Origin of the sequence: uncultured Planktosalinus sp., assembly GCF_963973675.1 — a bacterium.
GTDB lineage: Bacteria > Bacteroidota > Bacteroidia > Flavobacteriales > Flavobacteriaceae > Planktosalinus.
This window is the reverse complement of sequence record NZ_CAXBAN010000088.1, coordinates 1-8,244: the sequence shown is the minus strand read 5'-3', so window position 1 is coordinate 8,244 and position 8,244 is coordinate 1. Positions and strand designations below refer to the sequence as shown.

Below are 8,244 nucleotides of genomic sequence, written 5' to 3'. Positions count from 1 at the left end.
CTTTTTAAGTCCTCATGTTCAATGTCAATTCCACTATCAATAACGCCAACTATAACTTTTTGACCCTTTCTTTTTTTGATAATTTCATTGTAAGTGCGCTCTACACTCATTCCGGGTATTGTGTCAAGAATTAGATCTTTTTGCCACCAGGTTTTTAATTCATTTTCTGAAAGTTCTTGAACTTTAAGAGGAAGTTGGTCAATGTTTGTAATAGGTGTTGAAACTATAGCTGACGTTCCGCCACAAGCCACAAATGATAATGCCAGTATTGAAAAGGCAATTGATTTAAAAAATTGCATAATTAAGAGTTAAAAAGTTCATTAAAAGAAAACCGTTCTTTGAGTCTCACGCCTTTTTCGGTTTGTTCTACTGTGATTATTTCCTGATGAGCATCGTGCTCAAGAAATAAGTAAAAATTTTCATCAGCTGCAAGATTTAAAAATTGTTCTTTTTCGTCTAGTGTTAAAAGGGGTCTTGTATCATAGCCCATTACAAAAGGCAATGGAATATGTCCCGCAGTGGGTAATAAATCAGCCATAAAACAGAGCGTTTTACCCTTGTAGTGCATCATCGGTATCATTTGCTTTTCGGTGTGACCGTCTGCAAAAAAGACACCAAAATCCAGCTCTGTTGTGTTTTGAATAGACCCTCCAGTTTGTTGAATAAAGTTAAGCTGACCGCTTTTCTGAATTGGTAAAATGTTTTCTTTTAAAAACGATGCTTTTTCACGAGGGTTGGGATTTGTAGCCCAATTCCAATGGTTTTCATTGCTCCAAAATTTAGCATTTTTAAAAGCAGGTTCATAACCGGTGCGGTCTTTATTCCATACTACACTACCACCACAATGGTCAAAGTGTAAGTGCGTTAGAAACACGTCTGTAATATCGTCTTTGTGAAAGCCGAGGCTTTTTAAAGAATCATCAAGGTTGAAATCTCCCCAACGATAATAATAACCAAAAAACTTATCGCTCTGCTTGTCCCCCATTCCGTTATCAATCAAAATAAGGTTATTTCCGTCTTCAATCAACAGGCATCGTGCCGCAATGTCAATCATGTTGTTTCCGTCTGCCGGATTGGTTTTGTTCCAAAGGGATTTAGGAACTACACCAAACATAGCACCTCCGTCAAGCTTAAAATTTCCGGCTTCTACAGGATAAATTGTCATATTCTTTTTTTAAAATTGTTGCAAATTAAGAAATGCCTTTCATTTTTGTAAATCAAACAGCTTGAATTAGGTGATTTTTAACAAATAGTTCTTCACACGAAAGTATCTTTGATTAACGTTGTATATATTTGATGCTAAATTTTTTTAAATGAAACAAACCTTATTACTTACGGGACTATCATTTCTTTTTTTCATTTCTTGTAAAAGTGATGACACACCAGAGTGCAGAAGGTGTAGTTCAGAACTTACAACATCGTTTGATCTTTGCAAAGAAAATAACGGAAATGCTTCTGTTAATGGCGAAGACACAGGTGTAAGTTATGCTATTTACCTTGAAGGTTTAATCAATGAAGGCGTAAGCTGCAATTAATCATTTAACTTCAAAACCGCCATGAAAGCTTGTTGCGGGATTTCAACATTTCCCACTTGGCGCATTCGTTTTTTACCCTTTTTCTGCTTTTCAAGTAGTTTTCGCTTACGGGAAATATCACCTCCATAACATTTTGCCGTTACGTCTTTGCGAAGCGCTTTAATCGTTTCTCGAGCAATTATTTTTGAACCTATGGCCGCCTGAATTGGAATATCAAATTGCTGTCTTGGGATAAGCTCTTTTAGTTTTTCACACATTTTTTTGCCAATATTGTGGGCATTATCAACGTGAATTAATGAAGATAAAGCATCAACTGTTTGTGCGTTTAATAAGATGTCAACACGCACTAACTTTGAGCTTCTCATTCCAATAGGGGAATAGTCAAAAGAGGCATAGCCTTTTGAAACTGTTTTTAGGCGGTCATAAAAATCAAAAACAATTTCAGCCAATGGCATATCAAAAGTCAATTCAACACGCTCTGGGGTCAAATAGGTTTGATTGGTAATCATTCCTCTTTTTTCAATACAAAGGGACATCACATTTCCAACAAAATCTGCCTTTGTGATGATTGTTGCCTTAATGTAAGGTTCTTCAACTCGATCTAAACTTGAGGGGTCGGGTAAATCTGAAGGGTTGTTAACAACAATTATTTCAGTTGGATTTTTTGTAGAAAAAGCATGGTAGGAAACATTGGGCACGGTTGTAATCACCGTCATGTCAAATTCGCGTTCTAATCGCTCTTGAATGATTTCAAGGTGCAACATTCCCAAAAACCCACATCTAAATCCAAACCCTAATGCAGCAGAACTTTCAGGAATAAAAACCAACGAGGCATCGTTGAGCTGTAATTTTTCCATGGAAGATCTGAGCTCTTCATATTCTTCCGTGTCAACGGGATAAATACCGGCAAAAACCATGGGCTTAACATCTTCAAACCCAGAAATTGGGTTTTTAGTTGGATTTGCAGCGTCAGTGATGGTATCACCCACTTTTACCTCTCGGGCGTCTTTAATGCCGGTTATTAGATAGCCCACATCGCCTGCCTTAATTTCTTTTTTAGGCTGTTGTTTTAGCTTTAAGGTGCCCACCTCATCAGCATCATAGGTTTTTCCTGTTGCAACAAATTTTATTTTTTGGCCCTTTTTAATACTTCCGTTGATTACCCTGAATATTGTTTCAACTCCCCTAAAAGGGTTGTATACAGAATCGAAAATCATGGCCTGCAGAGGCTCGTCTTCACTTCCTTTGGGTGAAGGAACTTTTCGAATAATGGCAGCTAGGATTTCTTCAATCCCCAACCCTGTTTTTGCGCTTGCAGGAATAACATCCTCGTGGCTGCAACCAAGAAGATCAACAATATCATCTGTAACCTCTTCTGGGTTGGCGCTTGGTAAATCAACTTTATTTAAAACCGGAATAATTTCCAAATCGTTTTCAAGGGCCAGGTATAAATTTGAAATAGTTTGTGCCTGGATACTTTGCGCCGCGTCTACAACTAGCAAAGCTCCTTCACATGCAGCAATTGATCTTGAAACTTCATATGAAAAATCAACATGACCCGGTGTATCAATGAGGTTTAAAATATATTTTTCACCTTCAAATTCGTACTCCATTTGTATGGCATGACTTTTAATTGTGATTCCTCGCTCACGTTCCAAATCCATACTGTCTAGTAATTGCTCCTGTTTTTCCCTTGTGGTTACAGACCCGGTGGCATCTAAAAGCCTGTCTGCAAGCGTGCTTTTACCATGATCAATATGTGCAATAATGCAAAAGTTTCTTATGTTTTTCATACAAATTGTTGCTGCCTACTTTATCAAGCTGCAAATATAATTGTTTTACCCTTCATCTATGTATAAAATCAATTTTAAACCGGTTGATTGTCATTTAACAAAAAAAAACGCCATTTGTCGTTGTTTATTGGGAATTTTTTAACAAATTTGTAGGGTATTAAAATGCCGCTATTAGTTTTCCCCAAACAACGATTAATTTTTGTAAGGACTCCCAAACGTTTGGAAAATATAATGACTAAAACATTAATTTTTTTTCTTCTGACGATGTGTACTCTATACTCTCAAGAGTACACCTTGAGTGGCAAGGTATTAAACCATGAAAATGACCCTATTTCATTTGTTAACATTCTTTTGCTTAAAAAAACAGATTCAACTTTTTTTTCAGGAACAGCAACAGAGGAAAACGGTATATTTTTAATCAAAAACATTCCAAAGGGGTCATACATATTCAAAGCACGATTTATAGGTTTTAAAGAGTTTGCTTTTGATGTAGATATAGAGAGTAATCAAGATCTAGGAACACTTGTTTTAACCGAAGGCTCAGAGGGTCTGAGTGAGGTTACATTAAATGTACATAAACCCATCATTCAAAGAACCCCCGATAAATTAATTTTCAATGTAGAAAATAGTTCGGTTTCTTCTGGAAGTACCTGGGAAATTTTAAGCAAAACCCCAGGGGTTATTCTTCAACAAAACAGCATAACTATAAAAAACCAACCCGCAACAGTCTATATCAATGATCGTAAGGTAAACTTAAATTCAGAAGAGTTAAAAAGTTTATTGGAGAGCTTTTCGGGAACTAACGTGAGTAGTGTAGAAGTCATAACAAACCCTTCTGCAAAATATGACGCAGACAGCGGAATGATTTTGAACATTGTTACCAGCAAAAATATCCTTCCCGGCTATAAGGGAAATGTTTCGGCAAACTATACGCAAGCCATTTTTCCAAAATATAAATTTGGCAGCAGCCATTTTTTCAAAAATGAAGTGATCAACTTATTTGTTGATTATAGTTATAGCAAAAGAAAAGAGCATAAGAATGACCAAGGTGAAATCACATTTTTTGAACCTGATATGACTGTAAATTCAGTTTGGGATTCAGACTTTCAGAGAATCACACGGAAAGACATTCATAATTTAAACGCATCTTTAGATTATTACCTGAGTCCTAAAACAACTTTAAACTTAACCGGTTTCACATCTATCGAACCCAATTTGAAGTATGATAATTACGAATTGGCAACCATTTTCAACCCGGAAAAGCAAGTAGACTCAATATTTAAAACATCAAGTAAGTTGAATGGTAATAAGATGAATCTTGCATTTGATTTGTCAATGGACCACAATTTTAACGATAAGGTCACAAAGCTTTCGGCAAACATGCATTATACAAACTTTGACCACAGCAAATTACAGGCATTAAACTCAAATTATTTTTCACCAAACGGAATTTTATTAAACCAAAACAGCTTTTCAACAGATTCTAACCAAGAAATTAATATTGTTGTTGGCCAACTTGATTTTGAAACAATAGTGTTTGGCCTTAATTTAGAAACAGGTCTAAAAACATCAAATATATTTTCAAAAAGCAGAATAGATTTCTTTAATATTCAGAATAACTCAACTCAAAATAATAGCTTTCAATCAGACAAGTTTGACTATAATGAAAAGATATTGGCAGGATATCTTGGATTGAAAAAAAATTGGGATAAATGGCGGGTTTTGTTCAGCATTAGAGGAGAACAAACAGAAACTGAAGGAAACTCGATTGCTTTAAACCAAAACAACAAAAAAGATTATTTTGAACTATTTCCAAACATTTCATTAAACTACTCACCTAATGGAAACCACAGCGTTACTTTGGCTTACAATAAAAGCATTACCAGGCCCAATTATGATCTTTTAAATCCATTTAGATATTACATAAATGAAAATAATTTTACTTCCGGTAATCCTCACTTAAAACCATCGATTACAGATAGATACAGCATTTCATACCTTATAGAAGGCACTTTTGATTTTGAACTTTACTATAGAACCACACAAGACGACATTGAAGTTTTAGCATTCCAAAACAACCCTAACAGATTTTTAAACTCAGTATCAGCAAACATGGAAGCTCGCAAAGGCTACGGGCTTAATTTCTCGTATGCAACCTCTATCAGGCCGTGGTGGTTTTACAGCAATTATTTTTCTTTATTTCACGAAGAAAACTCTTTTCTTGCTTTAGAAAGCAACAATGAAGAAGTAACCTTAAAAACGGATGGTTTTTTCATACAAATTTACAATGGCTTTACCCTGTCTAAAGACAGAACATTTACAGGTAACTTATCTTTAGTTCACCTAACCGGAATTGTAGCCGGTACTTATCAAATGGACTCCTTTACAACAGTTTCTCTGGGCTTAAGAAAAAGCTTATGGAACAATAAAGCCTCTGTATCACTTTCTGCAAATGACATATTTGATACCACAAACCGAAAACTTCAAACAAACTACTTAAACCAAAAACATAGTTATTATGCCCAGCTTGAAACTCAATATATTCAACTTGGGTTTGTATACAATTTTGGAAACTTTAATCTTAATGAGACTTCCAGAAAAATTGATAATGACGAGCGCAATCGCATTGACTAACTTAACTTCAGTTGTTTAATTTTCATCTAAAACATTTACCTTTACGGCCAAATTTAAACCATGGCAAAAATTGGCGATTTAGATGTTGGTGAGTTTCCTTTGCTTTTGGCACCCATGGAGGATGTTAGTGATCCACCATTCAGGGCGTTGTGTAAAGAGCAAGGAGCAGATGTGGTGTTTACAGAATTTATTTCCAGTGAAGGCCTAATTAGAGATGCGGCCAAAAGTGTAATGAAGCTGGATATTTACGAAAAAGAACGGCCAGTTGGTATACAGATTTTTGGTGCTAACCTTGAATCCATGCTTCAATCAGTTGAAATCGTAGAGGCTTCAGGTCCTGATATAATTGATATTAATTTTGGATGCCCTGTTAAAAAAGTAGTTTCAAAAGGAGCCGGGGCCGGAATATTAAAAGACATCGACCTGATGGTTTCGCTCACTGAAGCGATGGTAAAACACACAAACCTACCAATTACTGTGAAAACGAGACTTGGTTGGGATGAAAACTCCATCAAAATCGTTGAAGTATCCGAAAGACTTCAGGATGTAGGCTGTAAAGCAATTTCCATTCACGGAAGAACCCGTGCACAAATGTACAAAGGGGATGCAGACTGGGCGCCGATAGCTAAAGTTAAAAACAATCCCCGAATGCACATTCCTGTTTTTGGAAATGGAGACGTCGACACCCCTGAGCGCGCTATGGAAATGCGTGACCAATACGGTTTAGACGGCGCTATGATTGGGAGAGCAAGTATTGGTTACCCTTGGTTTTTTAGGGAAGTTAAACATTACTTTGAAACAGGGATCCATATAGCACCGCCCACCATGGAAGAGCGTGTTGATGCCGCAAGGAGGCATTTGCAAATGGCGATTGACTGGAAAGGAGAAAAGCTGGGTGTTTTTGAAACAAGAAGGCACTACACCAATTATTTTAAAGGAATTCCAAACTTTAAGGAATACCGAATGAAAATGGTAACCAGTGATGATGCCTCTTCAGTATTTGAAGTTTTTGAAGAAGCACTCGAAACTTTTTATGATTATGATTTTTCTTAAGAAATCAAACTGTTTTTCACACGACTTGCTGCAATTTTTGAAGCCAATACCCCTAAAACAAAAATTGTTATTAAAACAATCAACACGTTTGTGAATTCCAACTTTATCGGGTATGGAAGGGTTGATGTAATCATTATGAGGTCAAACTGAAGCTGTAGAAGTACAATGATGATTCCCAAAATAATACCTAAAACACCACCTAAAACAGTCATAAAAACCCCTTGAATGTAAAATATTCTGCGTATTTCTTGAATTGTACTCCCCAGATGTTTTAAAGTCTTGATGTTGTGCTTCTTGTCCAAAATAATCATTATTATACTAGCAATGATATTAAATACAGCAATAATTAGCACTAGTGTGAAAATCAAATATACTGCTAGATTTTCGGTATTTAGCATTTTATACAAGGCATCGTTTTGCTGTAACCTGTTCTTAAAAATAAGCGGTTGATTAAGAATGTTACCCAACTGAGCTATTAATTCTTCTTCATTGGTTTCAGGAGTTAATTTAATTTCAATCGAACTAAACTCTTCATCGGAATAGGCAAGCAGGTTTTTGGCTAAATCCAGACTAGTAAAAACATACTTTGAATTAAGCTCTTCATTGACGTGATAAATCCCAGAAACCACAACTTTGGTCTTATTGAATGCCTGGTTGGGGTCTGTAATTTGTCCTGTTCCTGGTTTTGGAACGTAAACATCCAACAGGTCTGAATAGTCGTAAACCCCTAAACTCAATATTCTTGATATTTCATTTCCAACAACTGATTCATTTGGGTTTTGCATCCACCCACCTACAATTAAAGTACTGTCAATTGAATTTACACTTTGAAAATGCCTGTCTACACCTTTAATATTGGCAATAAAGTTTTTCCCCTTGAAGGTTAAAAAAACGCGCTCCTCGATAATTTTTGAGTAAGCCACAATTCCGGCAATTTCATTTAATTGATTTTCTTGCTTTGGAGTTATTTGAATGATTTTTCCGTTTTCAGGAAATACTTTTAAGTCTGAATCAAAAACAGAACTAAACTGGAGGCTAAAATCTTTTAATCCGGAAAAACCTGAAAGAACAATAAATAATGACATTGCACCCACAACAACACCTGTTGCTGCAATAACGGTAATAATATTAATGGCATTGTTACTGCTTTTGGAAAATAAATACCGCTTGGCGATGTAAAAGGAAAACCTCACACCGTTTACGATTTTTTTCGTTTATCAAGAAGATCA

General features: G+C 35.9%; 6 protein-coding genes and 1 pseudogene. 3 read left to right on the top strand and 4 right to left on the bottom strand.

The genetic code is table 11. The features are described 5' to 3' along the window. Positions 1–299: pseudogene (locus tag AACY61_RS05015) on the bottom strand (peptidase S8); the annotation flags it as partial. A 2-nt stretch (positions 300–301) separates the two neighbouring features. Beyond that, complete coding sequence (locus AACY61_RS05010) at positions 302–1,165, bottom strand: MBL fold metallo-hydrolase (RefSeq protein ID WP_339610491.1); 864 nt, start codon at positions 1,163–1,165, stop codon at positions 302–304. A gap of 148 nt (positions 1,166–1,313) precedes the next feature. Here AACY61_RS05010 and AACY61_RS05005 point away from each other — a divergent pair, with 148 nt between their 5' ends. After that, positions 1,314–1,535: a hypothetical protein gene (locus AACY61_RS05005; RefSeq protein ID WP_339610490.1), complete on the top strand. Its 222-nt coding sequence runs from the start codon at positions 1,314–1,316 to the stop codon at positions 1,533–1,535. Here the strand turns inward: AACY61_RS05005 and lepA are convergent. Beyond that, entirely contained in the window at positions 1,532–3,328 is a 1,797-nt protein-coding gene (gene lepA, locus AACY61_RS05000; RefSeq protein ID WP_339610489.1) for a translation elongation factor 4, read from the bottom strand. The two genes, AACY61_RS05005 and lepA, sit on opposite strands and share 4 nt — an antisense overlap. 231 nt (positions 3,329–3,559) lie before the next feature. Here lepA and AACY61_RS04995 point away from each other — a divergent pair, with 231 nt between their 5' ends. Together AACY61_RS04995 and dusB are read left to right on the top strand one after the other, a co-directional pair. Beyond that, positions 3,560–5,962 (top strand): outer membrane beta-barrel family protein, encoded by a 2,403-nt coding sequence (locus AACY61_RS04995; protein WP_339610488.1) that lies wholly within the window; start codon positions 3,560–3,562, stop codon positions 5,960–5,962. 60 nt (positions 5,963–6,022) lie between these two features. After that, the gene (gene dusB, locus AACY61_RS04990; protein ID WP_339610487.1) at positions 6,023–7,015 is read left to right on the top strand and encodes a tRNA dihydrouridine synthase DusB; all 993 of its coding nucleotides are present in this window, start codon (positions 6,023–6,025) and stop codon (positions 7,013–7,015) included. Here dusB and AACY61_RS04985 read toward each other — a convergent pair. Then, positions 7,012–8,208 (bottom strand): FtsX-like permease family protein, encoded by a 1,197-nt coding sequence (locus AACY61_RS04985; protein WP_339610486.1) that lies wholly within the window; start codon positions 8,206–8,208, stop codon positions 7,012–7,014. The two genes, dusB and AACY61_RS04985, sit on opposite strands and share 4 nt — an antisense overlap. Positions 8,209–8,244: the final 36 nt, after the last annotated feature.